This is a genomic window from Mitsuokella sp. AF21-1AC (assembly GCF_003458855.1).
Taxonomy (GTDB): domain Bacteria; phylum Bacillota; class Negativicutes; order Selenomonadales; family Selenomonadaceae; genus Mitsuokella.
In genome coordinates this window covers 48,016-71,006 of sequence record NZ_QRVW01000008.1, presented here as the reverse complement: position 1 = coordinate 71,006, position 22,991 = coordinate 48,016, and the positions used below count along the sequence as shown (strand labels likewise).

Genomic DNA, 22,991 nt, shown 5'->3' with positions numbered 1-22,991 from the left:
TCCTGACACATCGTCAGGACTTTTTTATCGAAAGCGCCGTAACCCCCCGCCCTTTAGGGCTGGGGATATAAGGCGCGTCCGCCGAATTTGCGTAAGCAATTGAAGGCGGACAACTTTTTCCTTCTTAATCATTGTATTAACTACAAAAGTATAGTATAATACAAATATGAACAGAGTATATCATTCGAACCGTAACATCGTATATTCCTGTAAATATCATATTGTATTCTGTCCTAAGTATCGTCGAAAAGTACTCGTGAATGGCGTGGACGTGAGATTGAAGGAGCTCATACATTCCATTGCTGACGAAAATAACTTTGACGTCATCGAGATGGAAATCATGCCAGACCATGTACATCTGCTTTTGGATGTAGACCCGCAATTCGGAATTCACAAAGCGGTGAAGACAATCAAGGGCAAAACGTCGAGGATACTAAGACAGGAATTTCATTGGCTGACAACGAAACTGCCGACACTTTGGACAAATTCCTATTTCTGTTCTACGGTCGGTGGTGCACCGCTTGGAATCGTCAAGCAGTATATCGAGAGCCAAAAGACATCGCAAAGGAAGTGAGAAAAATGGAAACGTACACGCTCGGCTATAAGTTCCGCATCTATCCGAACAGAACACAGAAAAACCTCATCAATCGTACGCTGGGCTGTGCACGTTTCGTATTCAACCACTTCCTCGCGGTGCGTCGCGACGAATGGAAAGCGAATCACAATTCGCTGACTTACGTCAAGACAAGCAAATTGCTCACTGACCTCAAGAAGCGTGAGGAAACTGCATGGCTGTCTGAAGTGGACAGCATGGCATTGCAGGAATCCCTGCGGAATCTTGACCGCGCGTTTCAGAACTTCTTTGCAAAGCGGGCAAGATACCCGCGCTTCAAGTCGAAACATAGTCACAACCAGTCCTATCGGACGCGCAATCAAGCAAACGGTATCCGTATCATCGACAAGAGAATCAAGCTCCCGAAGATCGGTCTTGTGAAAATCAAGCAGAGCCGTGACTTCGATGGCCGGATTCTCTCTGCCACGGTAAGCCGGGCTGCCTCAGGCAAATACTACGTTTCGCTTTGTGTCGAAGCAGAAAAAGGATCCTTGTCCTGCCCAAACGATGGCAAGCAGATTGGTATTGACGTTGGGTTGAAGGTATTCTATTCGGATAGCAACGGCGATACCGTAGAGAACCCACATCCACTGAAGAAGCTCCAGAGCAAACTCCGCCGTGAGCAGCGGCGGCTTTCCCGAAAGATGCCGAAGTCGGTGAACCGTGGAAGAGCGCGCGTCCGTGTTGCTCGCGTCCATGAACGTATCGCAAATATCCGCAGGGATTTCCTTCACAAGATATCGACACGGCTTGCTCGTGAAAACCAAACAGTAGCCGTAGAGCATCTGAACATCAAAGGAATGCTGCGGAATCATAAACTCGCGAAGTCAATCTCAGATGTGAGCTGGAGCGAATTTTTCCGTCAGCTGTCGTATAAGACAGAACGATGCGGCGGCGAACTGCTTCAAGTTGATACCTTCTACCCGTCAAGTCAGACTTGCTCCGTCTGCGGCTATCAGAATCCACTGACAAAGGATTTGAGCGTCCGCGAATGGAATTGCCCAGCATGCGGAACCCATCACGACAGAGATGTGAATGCCGCAAAGAACATCCTGCGCAAGGCTTTGGAAGACAAATCCAAAGTTGCATGAACGGAAATAGAACATACCGTGGGGCACACGGGAATTCACGCTTGGGGAGATCGTGTAAGACGCCAATTCCTCGGAGGCGGCGCAGTGGTCGTCGAACCAAGAATCCCCTGCCTTTAGGCATGGGGAGTGTCAAGCTATGAGAGCGATTCAGGCTTCGCGCGGCATGGCCTGTCTGCGGAGCGGGCCGCCATTGAGCAGCGGCAGCGCCAGATGATTGGTGAACCACTGCACGACAGGCCCCATGAAGAAGGCCGTGATGACCGTGCCAAGGCCGACATCCGCCGCGAGGAAGAAGCCGACGGCCACGCAGAAAACATCGGTCGTGACGCGACAGACGCGGAACGAGGCAACATGATAGCACTCCGACGCCATCAGGGCGATGGCATCATAGGCGGAAACGCCGAGGTTCGCCACGTAATAGAGTGAAGCGCCAAGACTCATGATCAGAATGTTGACGGCCATGAGCAGGCAGCGCGTGCCGAAAGTCGGATCCGGCAGCAAAAAGTCCAGCAAACCGTGCATCGCATCGGCCGCCACCCCCGTCAGGAACAGATTGATGAGTGTCGCAAAGCCGATGTAGCGGCGCTGAAGCACGGCGACGCCCACGAGCATGAGGCCCGTCAGGATCACGTACCAGATGCTGTACGTCGAACTGAAGACATTGGCGATGCCCGTGACAAAGCACGTGAACGGGTCTGTGCCAAGTGCGATCTTCTGGAAGATGCCGACACTCGCGCCACAGATCATGACACCACCGACAGACATGAGCTTCTGTCTCATCTCTCGTTTCATTGCGTTTCTCCTCTTTCTCCAATCACAATAATCTCATTCTTCATTCGGCTTCAAGGACGAACAGGCGCGACCAGAAGTCGGTGCAGTGCCTGCCCTCTTCGTGACTCTGCTCGCCAGCCGAAAAGTCCGTCGTGTCGAGGCCGGCGCGCATGAGCTCGGCGCCCGTGAACACGCCCATATCCTCGCGGTCATCGATACGGACTTTGTAATCAGCCGCCTCGTCGAGGCCTGCGAGCTTCATCCAGGTGTACGGCGTGCAGGGATGCGCGAGCATCTTGTAGTAGCCAACGATGGCCTGACGGCGGTCATCCGAAACGACCATCCAAGCCGCGGCATTGCCCGTGAACGGATCCTTGAGACGATAGAACGTCCCCTGCTGGATCAGCCTGCGGTATTTCTTCATGAAGCGGATCTGCCCGCGGATCTCATCGAGCTCCTTGTCCGAGAGCCTGCCGAGGTCGAGTTCATAACCGAACGTACCGAAGTAAGCGACATCGCCGCGCAGCTTGAGGCTCGTCTCGCGGAAAATCTGATGGTTCGGCGAGATTGAGACATGCGAGCCCATGAATGAGACGGGATAAGCGTAGCTCGTGCCGTACTGGATGCGCAGGCGCTCGCCGCCGTCGGAATCATCGCTCGTCCAGCACTGCGGCGCGTAGTAGAACATGCCCGGGTCGAAGCGGCCGCCGCCCGAAGCGCAGGACTCGAACAGGATGTTCGGGAACTCATGCGTCAGGCGCTCGTAGAGGCTGTAGACGCCGAGGATGTAGCGGTGGAAGATCTCGCCCTGATGCTCCGGGCCCCAGCTGGCCGAGCCGCACTCCGTGATGCTGCGGTTCATGTCCCACTTGATGTAGTCGACTTTCGCCGTGCTCAGGACCTTATAAATGGAATCGTGGATGTAGTCGACGACTTCCGGACGCGAGAAGTCGAGCACGTACTGCTTGCGGCCATGCGAGGCGTGGCGGCCCTCCGTGTGCAGGATCCAGTCGGGATGCGCGCGATAGAGCTCGCTGTCCTTGTTGACCATCTCGAGCTCGACCCAGAGACCGAACTTCATGCCGAGTGCATTGATGCGTTCCGCGAGGCCTGTGATGCCGTTCGGCAGGCGGCCGGTGTTCGGCCACCAATCACCGAGGCCGCTCGTCTCTCCGCAGCGCGTGGAGAACCAGCCGTCGTCGAGTACGAAGAGCTCGACGCCGACATCGTGTGCCGTCCTGGCAATGCGCACGAGCTTCTCCTCATCGAAGTCGAAGTACGTGGCCTCCCAGTTGTTGATGAGGATGGGGCGCACCTTGTCGCGCCAGACGCCGCGCGCCAGGCGCGTACGGTAGAGCTTGTGGAAGTTCTGGCTCATGCCGTTGAGGCCGTGGTCCGACCAGACCATGACGGCCTCCGGCGTCTGGAACGAACCCTCCGGCGCGAGCTGCCAGCGGAATTCCTGCGGATGGATGCCCATCGTCACGCGCGTGACATCGAAGGTGTCGACCTCCGCCTGCGCGAGGAAGTTGCCGCTGTAGACGAGCGAGAAGCCGATGGCCTCCCCCTGCTGCTCGTCTGCCTGCGGGCGCTTGAGGATGAAGAACGGATTGTGGACGTGGCCCGACTGGCCGCGCAGGCTGCCGATGGACTGGATGCCCGGGCGCAGGTGCGTGACGCTCTTCTGGCGCTCGCGCCCCCACCAGCCGGAGAACTGCACGAAGTCGTAGTCCGCGTCGGGCAGGTCGATGGCAAGGCTCATCGCGCGCGTGAGCGTCACGGTCTCGCTGCCTTTGTTGACAAAATAAGCATTGCGGGCAATCGCATCGAAGTCGCGGAAGATCGTGTACGAGAGCACGAGCTCGACGTCCGTCTTCTCGTCGCGCAGACGCATGAGGAGCGTGTCCGCCTCGTCGTCCGCCTCCACATACGTGGCCGGCAGGCCCGTCAGCTTCGGCTTGCCCGCGACGATTTCGTGCGAGACGTAACAGAAATCCGTGATGCGGCTGCCGTCCGGCTGTGCGAGCTCCACCGCACCCTCGCGGAAGTCCGTCGTGCCGTACGAAGGATACTCCTGCCGCAGGTGCTCGCGCGAGAAGCCGTACTCGTTGTCAAAGACGTAGGCCGTCGTCGGGCGGTAGTAATCCGTGTGGACGAAGTGACCGTAGTCGCGGTCTTCCGGCAGGCGCGCGCCGAAGTAGATCTGGCCGAGATGGCCGTCGCGCAGGACCTTTATGACGTAGCTGATCCTGTCGTTGTAGAGATGGAATTGCTGAGTCGCCGCCGCAAAAGAGATGCCCATAGAAAAAACCTCCCAAAATCAGATTGTCGTGTTTCCGTTCGTTTAATCTGATTATAGGAGGTTTTGTCCTTTATTTCCATCCGCATCTGTTGGCAGGTAGCGGATTTTTGTTGTCTCTTTTCTTTAAACAGCTGCGATGTCGGCAAAGTGCGCAAGCAGCCAGACAATCAGGTCGTCCTCGGCCCGGCAGCCCGTGAGGTCGGCGATGCTTTTGAGCGCCTCATGGGCGTTGCCGGAAGCGATGCCGATATCGGCCTGTTCCAACAGCGTCTTGTCGTTGAGGTAATCGCCGAGCGCAATGATCTTCATGTCGCGATAGGCCGGCAGCTTGCGGATCTCGGCGAGCATGGAGCCCTTCGACACGCCCTGAGCCACGAACTCGTGGTAATTGGCCTCAGAATAAAAGTGATTCGACACGGCAGACGTCCCCGTTGCATCCGCCTCCTGCTCAAGCAATTTGAGGCGCGAAGGCGCATCGCAGACAAAGAACTTGAGCCAGGGCGTCTTGGCAAGGTCTGATACATCGGTCAGCGGGCAGTGGCGATACATGTAGTATTCATGCGGCAGGCGGGGATCATCGTTCTCCGGTTTGCTAATGATGTTGCAGGTTTCGGCCGTGTAGACCTCGATGCAGGCCTCGGGGAATTTCTCCAGGCAGTGAGCAGCAAAGCGCGGCCAGATGGCATCATCCGTCTTGCCGTCTCTGCCGGCAGGACCGTGCAGCGCGCGCGTGGCCAGGATCTCATGTCGCTGCCAGTCGTACAACATGGAACCGTTGAAGAAGATGCTCGGCGCCGTGATGGCGACATCCCTGAAATAGCCCGCGGCCGCCTCCGGCGTGCGGCCCGTGGCGATGCCAAAATGTCCGCCGCCCGCCACAAATGTGGCAATGGCCGCCTTGTTGGCCGCGGAAATGCGGCCGCCATGCGGGATGATCGTCCCGTCGAGGTCGCTGATGATCAAATAATTCTCATAAGGTTTCATATCGTACTCTCTTTCTGTCGAATAATAAGGCACATTCATCCCTGTTTCTCATGGTGCACATACTGCGATGGCGTCATCGCCAAGTACTTGCGGAAGACCTGTGCGTAATTCTTGTAATCGCTGAAGCCGACTGCCTCGGCCACTTCATAGACGCGCATCCGCCCCTCGGCCAGCAGCGCGAGGCTCTGCTGCAGGCGGAAGCGGGTCAGAAGCGAATTGAAGGTATGCCCCGTCGTCTCCTTGAGCTTGCGCGAAAGATAGCTGGCCGATATGCCCTGCCGGGCGGACATCTCCTCCACGCTCAGCCGTTCCTGGTAATGCGCGGGCAGGAATTCGAGCACATCGCGCACGTAGGGATTCAGATGTGTGTCGGCGAGCAGCGGCTGCCAATCCACCAGGGATACCTGATTTTCCTCCTCGGACACAGGTGCAGGAGAGGTCTTGTCCTGCTGACGGATCCTTTTGAGCACGTCCATGAGCTCTTCCTCATCGACCGGTTTCAGCAGATAATCGCAGGCTCCGAGACGCACGGCCCGCTGGGCATAGGAAAAATCCGCATAGCTTGTCAGGAAGATGACATGCACGGATGTTCCCGCCTCGCGCAGCTTCTCCGCCAGCTGCAGCCCGGAAAGCCGTGGCATGCGGATATCGGTCAGCAGGATATCCGGTTTGTTCGACTCGACAAGCTGCCACGCTTCAAGGCCGTCGGCCGCATCGCCTACGACCTCCGCCCCCATCGCCGCCCAGTCGATGGTCGCGACGAGTCCGCGGCGTATGATTTCCTCGTCCTCCGCGATGATGAGCTTTAACACGATACTCCCTCCTTCTCAAACGGCAGCCGCAGCGTCACAACCGTGCCGCCCGCGGGCGGGCATTCAAGCTGCAGGCCATACGGCCGGCCGTACATGAGCTGCAGGCGACGATGAATGTTGTAAATTCCCGTGTGCAGGGCCGGGTCGGCGCCTTCTGCCAGCATCTCGCGGATGGCCTGCAGTCGTTCTGCGGAAAGTCCAGGCCCCTGGTCTTCAATCTTCACGCAGAGAACCTTGCCCGTCGGCCGTTCCTCCCAGCTGACGCTGAGGCGGATGATGATACTGCAGTCCTCGGCCGCTCCGTAGCGTATGGCATTCTCCAGCACAGGCTGGAAGAGCAGCCGGGGGATCCGGCAGTCCCCGACTTCCTTGGGAATCGTTTCGTCATAGACGAGACGCCTGCCGAAGCGGTACTGCTGGATTTCCATGTAGCTGTGCGTGTACGAGAGGTCTTCGCGCAGCGTTACCTTGCGTTCCTCGCCCTTGATGCTGTAGCGCAGGATGCGCGACAAATCCATGAGCATACGCTGTGCTGCCTGCGGGTCGAGCTTGACCATGAATTTGATGTTCTCCAGCGTGTTGAACAGGAAATGCGGGTTGAACTGGCTCTCGAGGCGCCGCATCTCAGAAACGGCCGTGGCTCTCGCTTCTTCCTCGGCAATCGCCCGCGCGCGTGCGCGGCTCTCGCGCCGCACGCTGACGAGCAGGATAGGGATCATGAGCAGCAGCACGCCGGCCACGATGCCGATCCCCAGATAATAGCGCTGGAGCAGGCTCGAAACCGGCATGACGGTAAAGAGCGTGAACGCTCCGTCGGCCACGGGCTGCTGCGTCACATAATACTCCTGATGGCGGAACTCCGCCAGCCAGTGATTCGTGCGCCGGATTTCCGGTGCGAGCTTGCGCAGACCGCCTGTCGTATAGCTGCTGCCCGTCCGGACACAGGTATTGCCGAACCGGTCCTGCAGCACGAAATCCAGATACGGGGACGTGATATTGCTGCGCAGATAGCGCCCGGGCAGCAGGAAGAGGATATAGCCCTGCAGATGTCCCTCCTCATCGCAGATGGCCCGGCCGATGACGAGGTCGTCATCTTCATACAGGGCTTCATGGGCAATGAATTCCGCCTGCGGCTCAGACGGTTGTTCCTTCAGGCGACGCAGGATGCCCCACTGGCTGCCGAGCGTCGCCAGCCCCTCGGGCAGGTAATCCCAGCTGCCGAGGACGAGCTTTTCCTCCCGATCCAGCAGGAAGAACAGCGTGCCGTCGTGCGCGATGTTGACTTCATGGTAAAGGTAACCGTAGAGCTCGGCACGAGCCGCCGCATCATGGCGCAGCTGCCCGATGCCGGCAGTTGTCGCCATCTCTGCCACGGTCTGTGTCCTGCCGTTATAGTCGCGGAGGATGCCTGCTATGACCTCGGCTGCAACAACGCGGCTTTCATCGCTGGCCACGACGACGTATCGTTCCCAGCTGATTCCGACGAGCACGAGCCCGATGACAGCCAGAAAAAGCGTTGGCAAAAGTGCATACTTCGTCAGGGCACGCCGCACTTCATCCTGAAACGTCCGCAAACCGTCCGCCCCCTTTCCCACCATTCTCATTTTAGTATAACGGTACAGCAGGAATCTGTACATACTCGATTGCAGCACAAAAGGAGGAACAGCCTCACAGCGGTTCCTCCTCCCGTAATCATATCGAAGTGTCAATCTTACTGCACGCTCGTAAAGATATCCTTGAATTTATCGAGCCATGCCTTCTTGTTCTGGTTCACGACCTGCTCGTCATCGGTGATGATGTGGATCTGGGATTTCTCCTCAAGTCCGGCCGGTGCCGGCACGTCATCGCGGACGCTGCGGCGATGCAGCTTCTGCGTGATCAGGGTCTGGGCTTCCTTGCTCGTGACAAAGTCGATGAACTTCTTGGCATTCTCCATGTGCTTGGCGTTCTTGATGATGTAGATGCCATCGGGCTTCGAGATGACGCCTTCCTTCATGTAAACGAGCTTGACCGGCGCACCGTCTGCGACATATTTCGCGCCGCCTTCTTCGAACGTGCAGCCCACGACGTATTCGCCGTCGGCTACGCCCTTATAGACGGCCGACGAACCGGAGAGCAGTTTGCCGTCGAGGTTCTTGCAGAACTTCGTGACGTAATCCCAGCCGTTGTCGGGATTGCCGTTGCCCATCGCATAGAGCATGTTGATGAGGTGTTCATAAGCCGAAGATGATTTCGACGGATCGGCCATCGCGATCTTGCCCTTGAGTGCCGGGTTCAGCAGGTCTTCATAGCCTTCCACCTTGATGTCGCCGATGAGATCCGTATTGACCATGATGACGCTCGGAATATCCGTGAAGCGCGTCATCGAGCCTTCGGTGTTCTTGAAGGCCGCCTGGATATGGTCTTCGTTGACGGACTTGTACGGTTCAAACAAGTCGGCTTTCGGCTTCATCGTCGAAAGCGATCCCCCCCAGAAGATATCGCCGAGCGGATTGGCTTTCTCCGACTCCACGCGCTTCAGGAGCTCGCCCGTGCCAGCTGCCACGACCTCGACCTTGATGCCGCTTTCCTTCTCGAATTCCTCTACGAGCGGATTGATGAAGGACAGCGGATGCGGACAATAGATGACGAGCTTGTTGTCGTCACTGCCCGATCCCGACGAATCCTTCGAGGCCGACTGGCTGCCGCCGCAGCCTGCGAAACAGGTCGTCATGACGGCTGCACCGAGCAGGGCCGCGACAATCTTCTTCCACTTCATGACAAATCTCCTCCTTTTGATAAAACGATATGAAAATAAACATACAGACTTCCCAACATCAAAGCGTGACATCGTGACGCCCCGATACCTTGAAGAAAATCACCATGGCCGTAATCGTCGTCAGGGTCAGGATGGTCGACAACGCTGCCGCTGTGCCATAGCTGGCGCGGATGACTTCGGTGTAGATAGCGACCGACATCGTCTTCGTCGCGCCCGTGAACAGGATGATGGAGCTCGACAATTCGTTAATGGCCGTGATCCACGAAAGGATGGCACCGCTCATGACGCCCGGCAGCATCATGACAGCCGTGATCTTGAAGAACGTCTTGAGAGGCGATGCCCCGAGGCTGATGGATGCTTCTTCCATGCTCGGACTCAGCTGGTAGAGGATAGCCGAGCTTGAGCGCAGCGTGTACGGCAGGCGCCGGATGATCAGCGAGATGATGATGATCGCGGCCGTGCCCGAGAGCAGCAGCGGCTCTTCATTGAAGGCCAAAAGCAGTGTGATACCGAGTACAGAGCCCGGGATGATGTACGGGAACATCGACAGTGTATCGATGAGATCGGTGAGCCAGCTCTTCTTGCGCGTTGTCAGGTAGGCAATGGTCATGCCGAGGAAGATGATGACCACCATGGCCGTCGTGCTGAAGAGGTACGTATTCGAGATGGCCGTGCCGAGATTCTCGAAAATCGTGCGGTAGCTGTCAAGCGAATACCCGTCGACGAAGATCGAACCGCTCGTCTTGAGGAACGACGTGTAGATGACGACGAGCTGCGGGATCAGCGACAGGGCGACGAGCAGATAGATGAAGAGATGCACGGCGGCTTTCTTCCAGCCGTGAAGCTCGCCGACCTGCATGGGCCGCAGCGAACTCATCGTGAAGGATTTGCGGTTGACGATGTATTTCTGCAGCATGAAGATTGTCGAGGTAATCAGGACCATCAGGGCTGCCATGGCAGCGGCGAAATTGGCCTGGTCGCCGACTTCATTGATGAATTCCGAATAGATCATGACGGGCATGACGTTGTAGCCCTCGCCGATGAGCATCGGCGTGCCGAAGTCTGCCATCGCGTTCATGAAGACCATCAGGGCACCGGCGAGGATGGTCGGCGTAATCAGCGGCACGATGATCGTGATGACCTTGCGGATGCCGCTGCAGCCGAGGCTCTCCGCCGCCTCGATGAGTGCCGAATCGATGTTTTTCATCGCACCGGCCACATAGAGGTAGATGAATGGGTAAAGCTTGAGCGTCAGCACGAGCAGGATACCCGCAAAACCGTAAATCGAAGGAAAATCAATGCCGTACTCGGCCAGGAAGCGCGTGATGTAGCCGTTGCGCCCGCCGATAAGAATCCAGGAATACGCACCGATGAACGGCGGCGAGAGCAGCGAGATGACGATGCAGATTTCGACGACATTCTTGAACTTGATCTTGTAGAGCGTCATGAAGTACGCGACAATCGTGCCGATGATGACCGCGAGGATCGTCACGCAGGTCGTGACGGAGAAGCTGTTGATCATCGACTGATAGTAATACTTGCGGTCAAAGAAATGCGCGAAATTCTGCATGCTCCAGGCGCCGGTATCGGGGTCCTGGAAGGCACTGACAAACAGGGAGAACAGCGGGTAGATGAGGAACAGCGTAAAGACGCCGATGGACAGCAGCGTGATGCCCGTCCAGAAGTCCCAGTGTATTTTCCTACTCATCGCGCACCACACCTTCCATGAGACTGCGGCTGCCGTCCGGCAGGAACACATTAACCTTGGCAGGATTCGGCTTCAGCGTCACCGCGTCGCCGGCTTCGAGGATGTGTTCCGCATGGCCGAGGTCCTGGCTGTACTCGATGGATGGCTGCCCCGGCACGAGCATCTCCTCGGCAAAGGAAAGGCCGTAATTGATGTACTTGCCAAGGAACACCTTGCTGTGCACCCGGCAGCGCAGGCCCTGTCCTTCCGGCTGGATGGAGAACTCCTCCGGCCGCACCGAGATGATGACGTCCATGCCGGCTTTGGCATCAGGGCCGAGCGTCTCAAGCGGCATGACATAGCCATCCTGGAAGACGGCTGCCAGTCCCCCGCCCTCCGCTTCCGCCAGGCGTCCGCGGAACAGGTTGGAATGGCCGATGAACGTCGAGACGAAGACATTGTACGGGCGCGTATAAACCGTATGCGGCCGCGCCGTCTGCTGGATCTCGCCCTTCTTCATGACGGCGATGCGGTCAGAAATCGAAAGGGCCTCCTCCTGGTCATGCGTGACGTAGACCGTCGTGATGCCCACCTGCTTCTGCACTTCGCGGATGGCCGAGCGCATCTCGACGCGCAGTTTCGCATCGAGATTGGAGAGCGGCTCATCCATGAGCAGCACGCTCGGATGGATGACGATGGCGCGGGCCAGGGCCACGCGCTGCTGCTGGCCGCCCGAGAGCCGCTCCGGCAGGCGGTCCTGGTATTCCGTGATCTGCACGACATCGAGAATCTCATCGACCTTTTTCTTCATCTCATCCTTCGGCGTCTTGCGCAGCTTCAGGCCATATTCCACATTCTCGCGCACGGTCATATGCGGAAAAATCGCGTAACTCTGGAATACCATGCCGATATTGCGCTTGTGCGCCGGTATGTCATTAATCACCGTATCGTTGAAACGGATCTTGCCCCCTTCAATCGAATTGAAGCCGGCAATCATGCGCAGCAGTGTCGTCTTGCCACACCCGGACGGTCCCAAGAGCGTGAAGAACTCGCCGTTCTCGATATGCTCGGTAAGCCCGGGGATAATCGTCAGGCTGCCGTACCGTTTGATGACCTGATCGACATGAATCGCAACACTCATGCTATCCCCTCCCCAATTTCCTGATGGAACGCTGTAATTCTGTAAATAAAATTCTGACATATCTGATTTATTTTCATTATAAAAAAATAAGCAGGATGGAACAATCCAAAATCCTGCAATAATATCGCCAAAACTGAACGCTAAACGTTTACTATCGGAGAACACAACCCTCACCCGTGTTTCCGATGCCATTTCCAGCTCAGCAGCATGTGATGAAGGGCCATGACGGGGTGGTAAAAGAGCATGCGCCAGCCGCCATAACGCATGACGCGGAGGATCTGGCGGCGTTTTTCCGGCGCGTAGCAATGGATGGGGCAGACACTGCAAAACGTCTTCTCCGCCATGCGCGGACAGTGACGAATCCGCGCCAGCGCGTAATCCGCGAGTTCCTGGCATTCCGGGCAGAGCATCTTCCCCTGACGCTCATGATGATGACCGCGGCAATACAGGCGGATGATTTCCTCCACCGTCCGGCATTCCTGCTGCCGCTTTTTTTCCACAGACTGTTCTTCCATCGCTTCACCTCCTGTCTTGTTTTCCGTTTACGTTTCAGTTTACCGGAAAACGGCGCAGAAGGACGTAACGGTTGTTACGCTGGCGCATTTATCCACCGTCCAACGTGCAATCTGTGGATAACACAAGATGTTTATCACAACTTATCCACAGATTGCACAAGTTTTATCCCCAGAAACTGTGGACAAAAAAATACTGCCGCATCCAAATCCAAGGATGCGGGCAGTATTCTGTCCCAGGTGCAAATGCCTCAGCGTTCTGTGGAAGAAGCTTCCCCGGCCGGAGCCGTCTGGAAAAGGGAAATGACAAAGCCGAAGGCCGCGCCGCAGAGCGCGGGGATCACCCAGCCCATCATGAGGCTGTAGAACGGGATGTACTGGCTCAGGATGTTGTTGAGCACCGTGACATGCACACCCGCAGCATTGAGGCCGTCAATCAGCGAGAAGGCCAGCGTGAAGTCAAGGGCGCCCTGATAGATGCTCTTGCGCCAGCCGATGAAGCGGTCAAAGAGTGAGAGCAGGACAAAGACGATGACGAGCGGATAGATCGTCACGAGGAACGGCACGGCCAGCGCGATGATCTGCGTCAGGCCGATATTGGAAGCCGCAAAGCTGAACAGCGTGAATAAGAGCAGCAGGCGCTCATACGAAATGCGGTTCTTGAGGAGCTTGTTGAAGAACCACGCGCCGCCTGAGAGCATGCCGCAGCTCGTCGTCAGGCAGGCCAGGATGATGATGGCGGCGAGCAGGCCGTTGCCGGCCGGGCCGAAGAAGAGGCCGACGGCACTTGCAAGCAGCTGGCCGCCGTTGGCAGAGTGCCCCAGCACCGAAGCGCTCGTCGCACCGAGATACGCCAGCGAACCGTAGACACAGGCCATGAGCGTAACGGTGATGAGTCCGGCGAACAGGCAGATGCGGCCAATGGCCCGGTTATCCGTGACGCCGCGCATGCGCACGGCATTAACGACGAGTGTGCCGATGGCGATGGAAGCCAGAAGGTCCATCGTCTGATAGCCGTCCTGGAAGCCCTGGGCAAACGGCGATGCCACGTAGTTGCCCGTCGCCGGCAGGATATCCCCGAGCGGCGCCGCAAACGACTTGGCAAAGAGCACGGCCAGCACGATGAGCAGCAGCGGCGTCAGGACCTTGCCGACACGGTCGATGAGCTTGTTCGGATTGAGCGACAGATAGTAGCTGGCGCCGAAGAAGAGTGCCGTGTAAACAGCCTGCCCGATGGTCAGGCCATCGTCGCCGAGGAACGGGCGGATGCCGATCTCAAACGAGACGGCTCCCGTACGCGGCACGGCAAAGACCGGGCCGATGCAGAGATAAAGCACGACGAGCAGCGCCGTCGCGAACCACAGATACGTCCGGCGGTTGATGAGTTCGATGTACTTGCCGCCCTGCAGGGCAATGGCTGTGATGCCGAGCAGCGGCAGGCCCACGCCCGTGAGCAGGAAGCCGGCCATCGCAGTGAGTGTATGATCGCCAGCGGCCTGTCCAAGGGCTGGCGGGAAAATCAGGTTGCCCGCACCGAAAAAGATGGAGAACATCATGAAGCCGATGGTGAGCAATTCGCCGATCTTGAATTGATTCATAAAATCCCTTCTACCTTTCTAATCGTCTGGCTGACATCCACTGGCCGTCCACTCATGGTAAACACTTTTCTTCATAAAAAAAGTTCATGTCCCAAGAGCCCTGAACATGAAGGATTACAACCATAAAAATATGGCTATATTATAGCACAGCCGTTGCCGAAAAAGCAATAAAAAATCGAATATTGTGTAACACCGTAAACTTCCCGAAATCGCGGGAAATGGAAATATGCTATAATGGGAGGGAAATGCATGGCTCACGATGAGCCGGAAAGGAACGATGATACCATGGCAGAAGAAGAAAAACACGCAAAGACCGGCGACGATCCCACCGTCATGCAGCCGCACGGACGAGAACAGCAGATCAAAATGGAAATCCTCGATATGATACACAGCGGCGAAAGCCCCTTCGACATCATCTACCACGTGGCAAAATGGCTCGAGAAGACGTCAGGAGAGCCCGGCTATGCCCAATACGTCGAGAACCAGATTCGCTCCATCTACGGGCTCGCGCTCGAGCATGTCAAGCCCATGCAGAACGAACTGCACGAAGTCGAAGAACGCCTCAAGCGCATCGAGGCCTCATACAAGAATCCAGCCTTCACCGAAGAAGAGCACATCCGCATCGGCTTTGCCATCGAGCGTCATAAGCAGAACATCGAACGCCTGAAGATCCTGATCCAGAAGGCCGAGGCCGATCATACAAAGATGATCATCGAGAAAAATTGAGAAAAAGAAAGACCCCTGTGCTCTGGCCGATCCTGTCAGCCAGATCCAGGGGCATAAAATGTCTTATTCTTTTTCGTTCCTCAATCCAAAACGTAAACGGTTACGTCGCGGCGGCCAAAGTCCATCGCTGCACCGTAATCCTCCATGCAGAGGTCAATGCGGTCGCCGACAATGGCACCGCCCGTGTCTGCGGCAATCGCCTCGCCATAGCCAGGGATATAGAGGCGCGTTCCCAGGGGAATCACATCCGTATCCACGGCTACGACGCCGTACTGGGCAGGCAGGCCCGAGGCCGTGATGCCGCTGCCGCCGCCATCCCATGGCAGGTAAGCAGTTGCTTCCATCGTGTAAACGGCACTGTAGCGGGAAAGGCCGCGCGAGGTCTCCACCTGAGCCTGTGCCTCTTCCCGTTCACGCTGCATGGCCTGCAGCTTGGCTGCACTGTCCTTCAGTGATATGTCCATATTGGCATGTATTTTCGTGTCCAAACCCGGAGCTGCTTCCACATCCTCCGGCTGATAGCCCTGTTCGATGAGGGCATCGCGTACTGTCTGTTTGCTGGTCAGAACTTCTTTTTTCTGTCCCGCGTACTCGATGGTGACGGGGACCGCTCGATAAATCGTGATGTCGGTTGTCTTGTTGTCTAATTTCTGTAACTGGTATTCGTCTTTGGCGCTGAGTTTCACGCCTGCCCGCTCAATGAGGTATTCCGGGCTTCTGTGTATGCTGTTGAATTCAATGGTGCGTCCGTCGACATGAACCTGTACCTGATGCATGTCCGAGGGCATGCCCGCACGGGTGAAGCCTGTCGTCATCATCATCATGATAGCCAGTATCATGCAAAACAAAAATTTCTTTTCTACTTTTTTGTGTAAGGAAATGAGTCGCTTTAAACTCATTCAATCCCCCCTTTGTTATAGTGGGAACGCAAAAAGAACAAAATAAGTATAGCATGGACAAAAGGGTGATGTCAAATCACCCATGTTTTGTTCTACCACTTTCAGCTGTAATTAAGCTGAAAAATGGGATTTAAAAAGTGGTGAGGGAACATTTTATATGTTCCCTCACCACTTTTATGAGAATTCACTTAAAGTGCATATAAATTCTCCGCATTGCACGTCGTCACACGGGCGACTTCCTCAAAAGAAAGCCCTCGAAGCTCCGCCACCTTCGCTGCCACAAAGCGCACGAAGGACGGTTCATTGCGCTTGCCGCGCATGGGCACAGGTGCCATGTACGGCGCATCCGTCTCGACGAGCAGGCGCTCGAGAGGCATGGCCCGGACGATTTCCGGCAGTTTTGCCGCATTCTTGAAGGTCAGCGGGCCGTCGACGCCGAGATACCAGCCCAGTTTGAGGAGTTCACGCGCCATTTCGAGGCTGCCCGAATAACAGTGCAGGACGCCGCGAATCCCCCGGCCTTCCCGTTTGAGGATGGCCAGGGTGTCGCCATGGGCATCGCGGTCGTGGATGCAGACCGGCAGATGAAGCTGGCGCGCGAGGTCCAGCTGACGGATAAATATACGCTGCTGCAGCCGCCTTTTATCGGAATCTTTCTCCCAGTAATAGTCGAGGCCGATCTCGCCGATGGCCACCACTTCGGGCTTTGCCGCCCAGGCGGCGAGGATGTCGTCCTCGCGCGCCGTCATCTCGAACGCCTCTTCCGGATGAATGCCGACGCCGGCATAAAGCCCCTCATGTGCCTCGGCAAGCGTTACGGCCCGCTCCGAGGAAGCGAGGGTATCCCCCATATTGATCATGCGGGTCACGCCGGCTTCCCGTGCCCGCGCGATGACGGACTCGCAGTCCTCGGAAAACTTGGCATCGTTGAGATGCGTATGCGTATCGACCAGCTCGAAGCGGCCTGCTGCCTGCTCTGCCATCAGCGCACCTCGGTGCCGGCCGGCATGTCGACTTCGAGGATCTTGAGACCCTTGCCGTCGCTGGCCGCGAGGATCATGCCCTCGGATACGACACCGCGCAGCTTGGCCGGCTTGAGGTTGGCCACGAGCACGACGTGCTTGCCGACGAGTTCAGCGGGCTGATAGAACTTGGCAATGCCCGAAACGACCTGACGCTCAGGCTCCCCTTCACCGAGGCTCAGCTGGAGTTTCAGCAGCTTGTCCGCCTTCGGCACAGGCTCTGCTGCCGTGACCTCGGCCACGCGCAACTTGACCCTGCCGAAGTCCTCAATGCCGATGACGCCGGGGACGGCCTCCTGCGTCTCGTCTTTTTTCTCATTCTTGGCTTTCTTGTCTTTCTTGGCAGGCTTTGTCTGCACAGCCTCTTCCTTCTCCACTTCAATGCGCGGGAAGAGCTGTTCCGGCTTGCCCACCGTAATGCCTGCCGGTACGCCGCCCCACTGCTCGATATCCTCGATCTGCACGTCCTTGAAGGCCTGCGGCAGATTGAGCTGCTTCCAGATGCGCTCTGCCGTCTGCGGCATGAACGGCGAGATCAGCACGCTGATGATGCGCAGGGATTCCGTGAGGTTGTAGAGAACGTTGGCAAGCTCCTGTTTCTTTTCTGGATCCTTGGCAAGGGCCCACGGAGCCGTCTCGTCAATGTACTTGTTGGCGCGGCTGATGAAGGCCCAGATCTTCTTGATTGTCGCCGAAAGCTGCATATCGTTCATGTTCTCGCGGAAGAACGCGACCGTTTCCGCGGCATCGGCTTCGAGGGATTTGTCCACTTCGCTCTTGCCCTGCGGTGCGAGCACGACGCCGTCCTGGAACTTCAGCGTCATGTTGAGCGTGCGGTGCAGGAGGTTGCCGAGATCGTTGGCGAGGTCGGAATTGATGCGCTGGATCAGGGCATCGCGCGAGAAGTTGCCGTCCTGGCCGAGGTTGATTTCGCGCAGCAGGAAGTAGCGGATGGCATCGGCGCCGAATTCATCGATGAGGCCGTTCGGGTCGACGACATTGCCCTTGGATTTCGACATCTTGTCGCCGTCGACGATGAGCCAGCCATGACCGTAGACCTTCTTCGGCAGCGGCAGGTCGAGGGCCATGAGGATGCACGGCCAGATAATCGTATGGAAGCGGACGATTTCCTTGCCGACGAGATGAAGGTCTGCCGGCCAGTATTTCTGGAACTTCTCGGGGTCGTCAAGGAAGCCGATTGGCGTCAGGTAGTTCGTCAGCGCGTCGAACCAGACGTAGATGACGTGCTTCGGGTCGATGGGCACCGGGATGCCCCAGTCAAACGACGTGCGCGAGATGCAGAGGTCTTCGAGGCCCTGCTTGATGAAGTTGATCATCTCGTTGCGGCGCGATGCCGGCTGGATGAAATCCGGATGCTCCTCGATGTACTGGAGCACGCGGTCTGCATACTTGCTCATCTTGAAGAAATACGCTTCTTCCGAGACTTCCTGCACGGGACGGTGACAGTCCGGGCAGCAGCCGTTCTCATCGAGCTGATGCTCCGTCCAGTAGCTTTCGCACGGCGTGCAGTAGAGGCCCTTGTACGAGCCCTTGTAGATGTCGCCCTTGGCGTAGATGCGGCGGAAGACCTCCTGCACGACGCGCTGATGGCGCTCCTGCGTCGTGCGGATGAAATCATCGTTGCTGATGTCGAGGCGTTTCCAGAGATTCTGGAAGCCCGCAACGATCTTGTCGACGTATTCGATTGGCGTCACGCCGGCTTCTTCTGCCTTCTGCTGAATCTTCTGGCCGTGCTCATCCGAGCCCGTCAGAAAAAAGACATCGTCGCCGATCAGGCGGTGAAAGCGGGCAATGGAGTCCGCGATGGTCGTGCAGTACGCATGGCCGATGTGGAGCTTGGCGCTCGGATAATAAATCGGCGTCGTGATATAAAATGGTTTCTTTTCTTTCATGAGACTTCCTCCTCCGCGGCCGCTAATGGAACGCCCGCTCACTTTGTTGCCCCCTTATTATAAAACACTTTGACAGGATTGGGCAACTAAACCGTCTGACCTGCCCTCACTTGAGGCAGGCTTCAAAAATAAACTGGTTGGCCAGTACATTCATGTTGGCCGAATTGATGTCAGCCGCTTCATCGAACATCTGCCATGCCTTGTCATATTTCTTCTGGCGGATGTAGGCCACGGCCAGCGCATTCTTGGCATCTGCTGTCTGCGGCGTCAGGCGCAGCGTTTCCTGGAACGAATGGATGGCGTCCTTCTCGTGCTTCTGAGCGAGCTCGATGAGCCCGCGGTTGTACCAGGCCTGCATGAACTCCGGATTGCGCGCGATCATCGCCTCATAGCTCTTGAGCGCATCCTTGAGGTGTCCCGTCTGATGCTGCGTCAGCGCCAGGTCATAGTAGGCGGCCGAAGACTCCGGTGCGAAATGGATGGCCTGGTTGAAATCCTGCTCTGCCGCCTTGTAATCCTGACGGTTGAAATAGACGATGCCGCGGTAGAGATAAGCGCCGGATTCATCGGGCATCTCGCGGACCTTCTTCTCCGCAGCGGCGAGCGCGGCATCCGAACCGTCCGGTGCCTGCGCTTCCTGCCAGAGCCAGAGGATCTCCTGGCCATAGCGCGTCCCCGGCACGGCCCAGACGCCATTGAGCCCCGTCCACTTCGTCACCTGGCCGTAAATCTCCGGACGGTTCTCCTTCAGCAGCTTATAGCGCGGGTCGACGAGGGCCGTATGCGGCAGTTCCGTGCTCGCATAGGCCAAAAGATGCTGGATGTGCGCACGCACGCCGAGCTGCGGCGTTGCAAAGCTCAAACCCGGTTCACGATTGCCCGTCGCACCGAGCCCACAGAAATTGTTCTGTTTGGGCGAGACATCCCCGCCATAGGCAAAGAAGCCCGTCTCCTTCAAGGCCTGGCAGAGCGCCACATCAGGGCGGATGCCCTCGCGGCCGGCTTCCTCATAATAATAGCGGACGATGTCCTCGACGGAACAGTTGAGTTTCGGCTGCGGGTTGCGCTTCTCGATGAAATGCACCATCTGTTCCTGCGTGGCCTCTGCCGCTCCCATGATCGTGATGGTATCGGCCGCCGCGGCTGCCTCCAGCATGGGCTCGGCATACGGCTTGGCCAGGCGCCATTTGACGGACTGCATGGCCTTCTTGTTGGGCTCTCCCGGCATCACTTGCGGGAAGTCCGGCCGCCCGGGAATGGTCCTGACGGACGCCTTGGCAGGAACGCTGCTCTGCGTTGCCGCCTCTGCCAGAGGCTGCTGCGTCGCCGCGGGGGCCAGCAGCAGGCCGCAGGCCGCCGTCGAGATCAGGAACCAGCGCGAGATATTCATAGAAAAACCTCCATTGCATGTGCATGAATCTGCATCATTTTCTTGATCCTTTCCATTATACCATATGCTGTCACGCGTCATGGACCTCAAAATGGCAAAAGAAAAGCCCTCCGGCAGACCGGAGAGCAGATTAAGGGGAAATAGGGGAAAGGGGCCGCAGGCCCTTGTGCGCACTCAGGCACGCGGCCCGGTAGAATCACGCACGATCAGGGTATTCTCGAGCGTGATGCGCTTGCTTTTGCCGCCGTGGATCATCTCAACCAGCACGACAGCGGCATTGCTGCCCAGTTGGAACATATTCTGATCCATCGTCGTGATTTCCGGCTCGATAAGGCTCGCGAGCGTGATGTTATCGTAGCCGACGATGGACATATCATCGGGGATGCGCAGGGAACGGTCCTTGCAGGCCTTGATGGCGCCCGTGGCCATGAGGTCGTTGCAGCAGAAAATGGCCGTTGCCTCTGTGCGCGGCAGGATGTCGTAGAGGCGGTTGCGGGCAGCCGTGACCGTCTCGATGCTGTTGCCCTCGCCGATATCCACGATATCCTCTTCATGGAAGCATTTCTTCTCCTGCATGAGCGAGCGGTACGCCTCTTCCTTGATGGTATAGGAATCCGAGTGATCACCGCGCACAAAGAGGATGCGCCGGTGCCCGAGTTCCATTAGGTATTCGAGCGCCTGACGCGTCCCGAGCGCCTCATCATTCGTCACATAGGAGACATTTGGGATGCGGCGGTAGCCGTTGATGAAGACGAGGGGCACCCGCTTGACGAGACGGCGGTAAAAGGTTTCGCGCATGCCCTGCGTATTCGGGCTGATGACGATGATGCCCGATACATTGCGGGACACAAGCGTCTTGATGCATTCCATCTCCAACTCGGGGTCATTCTGCGCGCAGTTGAGCAAGAGCGTGAAGCCCTCCTTGCGCACGGCCTTCTCAATGCCGTCAATGACTTCCGCGAAGAACATATTGTAAAGGCCCGGCACGACGACACCGATGGTCGAGGAGCGCTGCATATTGAGTTCGCGGGCCTGCACATTCGGCACGTACTGCAGTGCCTCAATGGCCGCCTGCACGCGGTCCCGCGTCTCGCTCTTGACGGGATAATTCCCATTGACGACGCGCGAGACGGTTGCGACCGAAACACCGGCCGCTCTGGCGACATCGACAATCGTCGCTTTCTTCGTTGCTTCCATTTTCTTTCCTGCTTTCTGGATTACGGACGCTCAGGCTCACGCCTCATCCACATGAGCGACGAAGCGGTCGAAGGCCTCCATGCCCTGCGGATTGCGCTTGTACACGCCGGCATGGGTCAGGACAGTCTCGAATACCTTGCCGATTTCCTGCTTGAGGATACCTGCCACCTGGTCTTCCGTAACGTTCGGATATTTCTTACGCAGCATCTTGTACCAGTCTGCATGGCTGGCGATTTCCGGCATGCCGGAAATGTCTTCCGTGCCCTTGACGAGTTCCTGTCCGACAGCCGCCATCTCCTTCTTGAGGCGTGCAGGCAGGACGGCAAGGCCCATGACCTCGATGAGGCCAATGTTTTCCTTCTTGATGTGATGCACTTCCGCATGCGGATGGAACAGGCCGAGCGGATGCTCCTTCGTCGTGCGGTTATTGCGCAGCACGAGATCAAGCTCATAAAGATTGCCGCGGCGGCGCGCAATCGGTGTAATCGTATTGTGCGGCGTGCCGTCCGTCTCTGCCAGGATCTCCACGCTCGGGTCGCTGTACGCACGCCAGGACTTGAGGATCCTGTCGGCCAGAGCCGTCAGCTTCTCACGGTCCTCGCCCTGCAGGCGGATCGTCGACATCGGCCATTTCACGCGGCCGGCCTTGACGTCCTCAAAGCCCTTGAAGTGATACGTTTTCTCGATTGGGGCCTTGGCCATCGCAAAGGTATAGCGGCCGCCCTGATAATGATCGTGGGACAGGATGGAACCGCCGACAATCGGCAGATCGGCATTGGAGCCGAGGAAGTAATGCGGGAAAATCGTCACGAAATCCAGGAGATTCTCAAAGGATTTGCGCGATACCTTCATCGGCACATGTTTGCGGTTCAAGACGATGCAATGTTCATTGTAATACGTGTAGGGGGAATATTGCAAGAACCAGCGGTGTGCCGAGAGGCGCAGCGGAATCAGGCGGTGCGTCTCTCGGGCCGGATGGCCGGGGTGACCGGCATAGCCTTCGTTCTCACGGCAGAGCAGGCATTTCGGATAGCCCGAGGACGGTGCGCTCTTGGCCTTGGCGATATCGCGCGGGTCCTTCTCCGGCTTGGAGAGATTGATCGTGATATCGAGGTCGCCGTATTCCGTGGCCGTCTTCCAGATGATGTTCTTGTCGATGCGGTCCTTGCGGATGTAGTTCGAAGCGATGCTGAGCTTGTAGAACTCATCCGTTGCGGCTTTCGGGCTGCGTGCATAATCGTTGCGGAAGCGGCGGACGACCTCAGACGGGCGCGGCATCACGCAGTCCATGATGCGCGTATCAAAGAGGTCACGCTCCTCCGTCGTATTCTCGATGATGCCTTTCTCCGCTGCATAGTCGAGCATGTTGTCGAGGATGGGCATGGCCGTCGGCAATTCTTCATCGATGAGCTCCGGCTCGAATGCATCGACCTTGAGCACGTCGATGAGGCGGTTGGCCGCATAGTAAAAGTCATCCTCGTTGATCAGCGTATTCTGCCTGGCAAAATTCAGCAGGCGGTTGATTTCCGTATTGATTGACATGATGATTCCCTCCAGATCGATCCTGCAAGCCAG

At 57.2% G+C, this 22,991-nt stretch carries 19 protein-coding genes; 3 read left to right on the top strand and 16 right to left on the bottom strand.

The genetic code is table 11. The annotated features are described in order from the left end of the window. Window positions 1-166: 166 nt before the first annotated feature. Window positions 167-574 carry an IS200/IS605 family transposase gene (gene tnpA, locus DWX75_RS04505; RefSeq protein ID WP_118015145.1) on the top strand — a complete coding sequence of 136 codons (408 nt, stop codon included), beginning with the start codon at window positions 167-169 and terminating at the stop codon, window positions 572-574. Window positions 575-579: 5 nt separating this feature from the next. Next, a complete protein-coding gene (tnpB, locus tag DWX75_RS04500; protein WP_118015144.1) occupies window positions 580-1,704 on the top strand; it encodes an IS200/IS605 family element RNA-guided endonuclease TnpB in 1,125 nt (374 codons plus the stop codon). A 147-nt stretch (window positions 1,705-1,851) separates the two neighbouring features. Here the strand turns inward: tnpB and DWX75_RS04495 are convergent, their stop codons facing one another. From DWX75_RS04495 to brnQ, 10 genes are all read right to left on the bottom strand, one after another. Next, window positions 1,852-2,496, bottom strand: coding sequence for a YitT family protein (locus DWX75_RS04495; protein WP_118015143.1), 645 nt, complete (start codon window positions 2,494-2,496; stop codon window positions 1,852-1,854). 40 nt (window positions 2,497-2,536) lie between these two features. Next, a complete protein-coding gene (locus tag DWX75_RS04490) occupies window positions 2,537-4,777 on the bottom strand; it encodes an alpha-galactosidase (RefSeq protein WP_118015142.1) in 2,241 nt (746 codons plus the stop codon). A gap of 123 nt (window positions 4,778-4,900) precedes the next feature. Continuing rightward, window positions 4,901-5,761, bottom strand: a complete 861-nt coding sequence (locus tag DWX75_RS04485) for an HAD hydrolase family protein (protein WP_118015141.1) — start codon at window positions 5,759-5,761, stop codon at window positions 4,901-4,903. Between the two features lie 35 nt (window positions 5,762-5,796). Continuing rightward, a complete protein-coding gene (locus tag DWX75_RS04480; RefSeq protein ID WP_118015140.1) occupies window positions 5,797-6,573 on the bottom strand; it encodes a response regulator in 777 nt (258 codons plus the stop codon). Beyond that, complete coding sequence (locus tag DWX75_RS04475) at window positions 6,567-8,147, bottom strand: sensor histidine kinase (RefSeq protein ID WP_158558759.1); 1,581 nt, start codon at window positions 8,145-8,147, stop codon at window positions 6,567-6,569. Before DWX75_RS04475 ends, DWX75_RS04480 begins: the two co-directional genes overlap by 7 nt. A gap of 137 nt (window positions 8,148-8,284) precedes the next feature. Continuing rightward, on the bottom strand, window positions 8,285-9,331 hold the full coding sequence (locus DWX75_RS04470; RefSeq protein WP_118015138.1) for an ABC transporter substrate-binding protein: 1,047 nt from the start codon (window positions 9,329-9,331) through the stop codon (window positions 8,285-8,287). Between the two features lie 58 nt (window positions 9,332-9,389). Continuing rightward, complete coding sequence (locus DWX75_RS04465) at window positions 9,390-11,039, bottom strand: iron ABC transporter permease (RefSeq protein WP_118015137.1); 1,650 nt, start codon at window positions 11,037-11,039, stop codon at window positions 9,390-9,392. Beyond that, window positions 11,032-12,159, bottom strand: coding sequence for an ABC transporter ATP-binding protein (locus DWX75_RS04460; protein WP_118015136.1), 1,128 nt, complete (start codon window positions 12,157-12,159; stop codon window positions 11,032-11,034). The genes DWX75_RS04465 and DWX75_RS04460 overlap by 8 nt, the downstream gene beginning before the upstream one ends. 170 nt (window positions 12,160-12,329) lie before the next feature. After that, the gene (locus tag DWX75_RS04455; RefSeq protein ID WP_118015135.1) at window positions 12,330-12,674 is read right to left on the bottom strand and encodes a nitrous oxide-stimulated promoter family protein; all 345 of its coding nucleotides are present in this window, start codon (window positions 12,672-12,674) and stop codon (window positions 12,330-12,332) included. 248 nt (window positions 12,675-12,922) lie between these two features. After that, window positions 12,923-14,269 carry a branched-chain amino acid transport system II carrier protein gene (brnQ, locus tag DWX75_RS04450; RefSeq protein WP_118015134.1) on the bottom strand — a complete coding sequence of 449 codons (1,347 nt, stop codon included), beginning with the start codon at window positions 14,267-14,269 and terminating at the stop codon, window positions 12,923-12,925. A gap of 285 nt (window positions 14,270-14,554) precedes the next feature. Between brnQ and DWX75_RS04445 the strand changes: the two genes are divergently transcribed. Continuing rightward, window positions 14,555-14,995, top strand: coding sequence for a hypothetical protein (locus DWX75_RS04445; RefSeq protein WP_118015166.1), 441 nt, complete (start codon window positions 14,555-14,557; stop codon window positions 14,993-14,995). An 80-nt stretch (window positions 14,996-15,075) separates the two neighbouring features. On the opposite strand, the gene DWX75_RS04440 is transcribed toward DWX75_RS04445, so the two are convergent. The 6 genes from DWX75_RS04440 to galT all read right to left on the bottom strand — a co-directional run bounded on the left by DWX75_RS04440 (window position 15,076) and on the right by galT (window position 22,958). After that, complete coding sequence (locus DWX75_RS04440; protein WP_118015133.1) at window positions 15,076-15,834, bottom strand: G5 and 3D domain-containing protein; 759 nt, start codon at window positions 15,832-15,834, stop codon at window positions 15,076-15,078. A gap of 248 nt (window positions 15,835-16,082) precedes the next feature. Further along, complete coding sequence (locus DWX75_RS04435; RefSeq protein ID WP_118015132.1) at window positions 16,083-16,877, bottom strand: TatD family hydrolase; 795 nt, start codon at window positions 16,875-16,877, stop codon at window positions 16,083-16,085. Beyond that, window positions 16,877-18,829, bottom strand: a complete 1,953-nt coding sequence (gene metG, locus DWX75_RS04430; protein ID WP_118015131.1) for a methionine--tRNA ligase — start codon at window positions 18,827-18,829, stop codon at window positions 16,877-16,879. The genes DWX75_RS04435 and metG overlap by 1 nt, the downstream gene beginning before the upstream one ends. Window positions 18,830-18,935: 106 nt before the next feature. Beyond that, a complete protein-coding gene (locus tag DWX75_RS04425) occupies window positions 18,936-20,219 on the bottom strand; it encodes a glucosaminidase domain-containing protein (protein WP_118015130.1) in 1,284 nt (427 codons plus the stop codon). Between the two features lie 174 nt (window positions 20,220-20,393). Further along, on the bottom strand, window positions 20,394-21,416 hold the full coding sequence (locus tag DWX75_RS04420; protein ID WP_118015129.1) for a LacI family DNA-binding transcriptional regulator: 1,023 nt from the start codon (window positions 21,414-21,416) through the stop codon (window positions 20,394-20,396). A gap of 36 nt (window positions 21,417-21,452) precedes the next feature. Then, on the bottom strand, window positions 21,453-22,958 hold the full coding sequence (galT, locus tag DWX75_RS04415; protein WP_118015128.1) for a UDP-glucose--hexose-1-phosphate uridylyltransferase: 1,506 nt from the start codon (window positions 22,956-22,958) through the stop codon (window positions 21,453-21,455). Window positions 22,959-22,991 lie beyond the last annotated feature (33 nt).

Bases quoted from the DNA above. Each gene is read 5' to 3' on its own strand.
- brnQ (WP_118015134.1), bottom strand. From the start codon at position 14,269: ATGAATCAATTCAAGATCGGCGAATTGCTCACCATCGGCTTCATGATG.
- DWX75_RS04495 (WP_118015143.1), bottom strand. From the start codon at position 2,496: ATGAAACGAGAGATGAGACAGAAGCTCATGTCTGTCGGTGGTGTCATG.
- DWX75_RS04460 (WP_118015136.1), bottom strand. From the start codon at position 12,159: ATGAGTGTTGCGATTCATGTCGATCAGGTCATCAAACGGTACGGCAGC.
- DWX75_RS04490 (WP_118015142.1), bottom strand. From the start codon at position 4,777: ATGGGCATCTCTTTTGCGGCGGCGACTCAGCAATTCCATCTCTACAAC.
- DWX75_RS04485 (WP_118015141.1), bottom strand. From the start codon at position 5,761: ATGAAACCTTATGAGAATTATTTGATCATCAGCGACCTCGACGGGACG.
- DWX75_RS04445 (WP_118015166.1), top strand. From the start codon at position 14,555: ATGGCAGAAGAAGAAAAACACGCAAAGACCGGCGACGATCCCACCGTC.
- DWX75_RS04470 (WP_118015138.1), bottom strand. From the start codon at position 9,331: ATGAAGTGGAAGAAGATTGTCGCGGCCCTGCTCGGTGCAGCCGTCATG.
- tnpB (WP_118015144.1), top strand. From the start codon at position 580: ATGGAAACGTACACGCTCGGCTATAAGTTCCGCATCTATCCGAACAGA.
- galT (WP_118015128.1), bottom strand. From the start codon at position 22,958: ATGTCAATCAATACGGAAATCAACCGCCTGCTGAATTTTGCCAGGCAG.
- DWX75_RS04420 (WP_118015129.1), bottom strand. From the start codon at position 21,416: ATGGAAGCAACGAAGAAAGCGACGATTGTCGATGTCGCCAGAGCGGCC.
- DWX75_RS04440 (WP_118015133.1), bottom strand. From the start codon at position 15,834: ATGATACTGGCTATCATGATGATGATGACGACAGGCTTCACCCGTGCG.
- tnpA (WP_118015145.1), top strand. From the start codon at position 167: ATGAACAGAGTATATCATTCGAACCGTAACATCGTATATTCCTGTAAA.
- DWX75_RS04455 (WP_118015135.1), bottom strand. From the start codon at position 12,674: ATGGAAGAACAGTCTGTGGAAAAAAAGCGGCAGCAGGAATGCCGGACG.
- metG (WP_118015131.1), bottom strand. From the start codon at position 18,829: ATGAAAGAAAAGAAACCATTTTATATCACGACGCCGATTTATTATCCG.
- DWX75_RS04435 (WP_118015132.1), bottom strand. From the start codon at position 16,877: ATGGCAGAGCAGGCAGCAGGCCGCTTCGAGCTGGTCGATACGCATACG.
- DWX75_RS04425 (WP_118015130.1), bottom strand. From the start codon at position 20,219: ATGAATATCTCGCGCTGGTTCCTGATCTCGACGGCGGCCTGCGGCCTG.
- DWX75_RS04465 (WP_118015137.1), bottom strand. From the start codon at position 11,039: ATGAGTAGGAAAATACACTGGGACTTCTGGACGGGCATCACGCTGCTG.